Genomic DNA, 2873 nt, shown 5'->3' with positions numbered 1-2873 from the left:
TGACATATATTAACATAGATTCCAAAAATATACAAATTATTTCACGACAGTTCCTAAAGTATGAGGCGGCCGGTATTTTTACAGTATTTGAAGCAGTCTGCCTGGACGCAACGAGGGAAGAGAAGAAGAATTGGAAAATGCAGAAAAAAGAGCTGCTCTACGCGGTATATAAAAGCGGAGTGACCGAGTATTGGCAGCCGGCAGCTACCGCGTTAGCGGCAATGGTAGTTCTGGAAAATGATTTAGAGGAAGCGGAAAGGCTTCTGGGAGAGCTTCCAGAGCTGACAAGTGATCCGACAATTATCCGGATGGAGCTATACCTGCGCCGGGGAGAACGTAGACGGGCTGTGGAACTGATCCAAAACCGGCTGCTGCAGCTTGCACACCAAATACAGACCTGTATGACGTGTCTTTTGGATGAAAAACTGGAACCAGATGCAGAAAGGGCTTTAGAAATCGGAGAACTGAGCCGTCAGTTTGAATCCTTGTTCTTTAACCGGACTCAGCTGAGTGATGCCAAAAAATTGATTTATACCGCCGTATCGGAAAGCCGGAGGAAATGATTGAGAACCTCTGCCGGTATCTTGAAACGCTGGAAGTTCCCATGCAGTCTCTGAACAGAACACTGTTTTCTGCGATAGAAATTAAGCCGGAAAGCAGCGAGGAATTGAAAAAACTGCAGCAGATTATCTATATGACAATGCAGAAAGCCTGTAAAAGTGATGATTATAAAAACAGTCCTGCATTTTGTGAGGCGATGAAGAAGCTGAAAGACAGTCTTTCTGAAAGGAAATGACAGAAAAGAGCATATTATGATTCGAAGACTATTAAAAAACGTTTTTGGGGAAAATTTTACGGAAAATAATGCGAAACTGGCGACTGTAAACTTTGGTGTCATATTGCAGAAATCGTCTTTGAGGAAGAGGATTTTGATGGGTTCCTGAACAAGCTGAAAGAATATCCGTATATTGAATATCTGGGAGAAGTGATCGAGCATAGCTGGGGCCAGCGGGTGATCCGGTTTTACGATTTGGACGGTCATATCATAGAGGTTGGCGAAGATATGAAAATGGTGATAAAACGTTTCCTTGCTGCTGGCATGACCATGGAAGAAGTCTCTGTGAAAATGGATGCTTCCGTTCAGGACTTAACAAAACTTTTAAGCAGCTAATATATAGTGAATTAATAAATTTGCGGAGGAACAAAATGGTAATTGAAACAGAAAGACTTATTTTAAGAGAACACACTCTTGATGATTTTAATGCACTATTTGAAATAGTTTCTGATTCAGAAACTATGCATCGATTCTCATTTATCGGGAAGTAACATAAAGAGAAATCGGAGTTTACTGATTTGATAAATTCTTATTTTCTTAACGATAATAAATTTAAAAAAAACGGGCTAAGGAGGAATGTATCATGGCTAATAAAATCATGCGTAAGGTATTTCTTGCGTGTGCAATCATTATTTCGATTGTTTACGTTTCGATGTATTATGATAATGGTGAGTACACAAAAGGAAACATCGATGAATATGTATGTAAGATTTGCGAAATCTATAATGTCCCGGGACTTTCTCTAGCTATAATAGATGGAGATAATGAGTATTATATAAATTATGGTGAATCCATTGATGAGAACAGCAGATTTGAACTGGGGTCTACTACAAAAGCATTTACGGCTCTGGGAATTTTAAAACTTGAGCAGGAAGGAAAGTTAAAGATAACGGACAGTGTTTCCGATTATCTTCCATGGTTCAAACCCACATACAAAAAGACTGCCTATGACGTTTCGATAGAAGATCTCTTATGCCATACAAGTGGAGTGCCGAGCTGGACGATTTCAACCATTCCGGAAGGAGAAGATACCGACGAAAGTTTATTGATAAGAACGATACAAAATATTCAGGAGATTAAACTGGATTCTGAGCCTGGAACTTATCATGAGTATGCTACCATAAATTACGATATTCTTGCGCTGATCATTGAAGAGGTGAGCGGCGAAAAGTACGAAGACTTTATTTCGTCCGATATACTTACCCCATTAGATATGCAGGATTCCTTCTTTAGGACAAATGACGAGGATGCAGATAAGATGGTTAGGGGCCATAAGACGGGATTTTTTTCCCCGTTTGTATATGATTCCCCGACTTATTATGGAAATACTGCTGCGGGATATTTGGTCTCAAACACATCAGATTTGATGAAATGGATGAAGAATTGGTCGATTGAATCACAGGATGAGTTGGGATTAGTAAAGGATGTGCTTAACCATGATGTTTCCGAAAAAGGGAATTACTACGCAGGTTGGAATATATATGAAGGTTATATTTGTCATGGTGGAAACAATCCTAATTTTTCTTCACAGGTAATCATTAGCAGGGAAAAGAGACAGGGTGTTTTTGTATTATCAAATCTTGCCGGTTCATCTGCAACGAATATCGGAGACGGAATCTATAGACTACTCTTAGGAGATACTATAAGAATCGGACTTCAGACGGACACAAATGGATTAGTTGACTTCTTGAGTATAGTGATGGCTTTGCTGTTGATTTATTTTACGATGTTATTATGGGATAGAAAGTCTCCGAGAGCCTGTATAGTGCGTGTTACTGTCGGTACGGCTTCTATTGTTGCAATGCTTATCGTTCCCTTTATTTTTCATTATCCTTATAAAGTTATATATGTGTGGTTTCCTGTTACAGTTTGTATGACTTTGACAATTACTTTGACGATAGCGCTAATAAATATATTTGCAGGGTGCTTTTGGTGGTTTAGAGATAAAATGGGCTCATGAAATTGAAACATCAAAATGAACTATCTAGTACATCATAAATTAAATAACTAGTCAAATACATATATGAGTGTTATAATC

The 2873-nt window shown here is 38.7% G+C and carries 2 protein-coding genes and 2 pseudogenes; all 4 read left to right on the top strand.

What is annotated here, in order from left to right; genetic code table 11:
- Positions 1 to 563, top strand: a pseudogene (locus E5329_RS30245) (hypothetical protein); the annotation flags it as partial.
- A complete protein-coding gene (locus E5329_RS28750; RefSeq protein WP_135992528.1) occupies positions 560 to 796 on the top strand; it encodes a hypothetical protein in 237 nt (78 codons plus the stop codon). The pseudogene E5329_RS30245 and the gene E5329_RS28750, both read left to right, overlap by 4 nt.
- Positions 797 to 901: 105 nt before the next feature.
- A pseudogene (locus tag E5329_RS28745) lies at positions 902 to 1171 on the top strand (glyoxalase); the annotation flags it as partial.
- Between the two features lie 247 nt (positions 1172 to 1418).
- On the top strand, positions 1419 to 2795 hold the full coding sequence (locus tag E5329_RS28735; RefSeq protein WP_135992526.1) for a serine hydrolase domain-containing protein: 1377 nt from the start codon (positions 1419 to 1421) through the stop codon (positions 2793 to 2795).
- The last annotated feature ends 78 nt before the right edge of the window (positions 2796 to 2873 follow it).

Origin of the sequence: Petralouisia muris, assembly GCF_004793545.1 — a bacterium.
In the GTDB taxonomy this organism is placed as follows: domain Bacteria; phylum Bacillota; class Clostridia; order Lachnospirales; family Lachnospiraceae; genus Petralouisia; species Petralouisia muris.
Note: the sequence above shows the minus strand (reverse complement) of the source record. Positions and strands in the feature narration are given on the sequence as shown.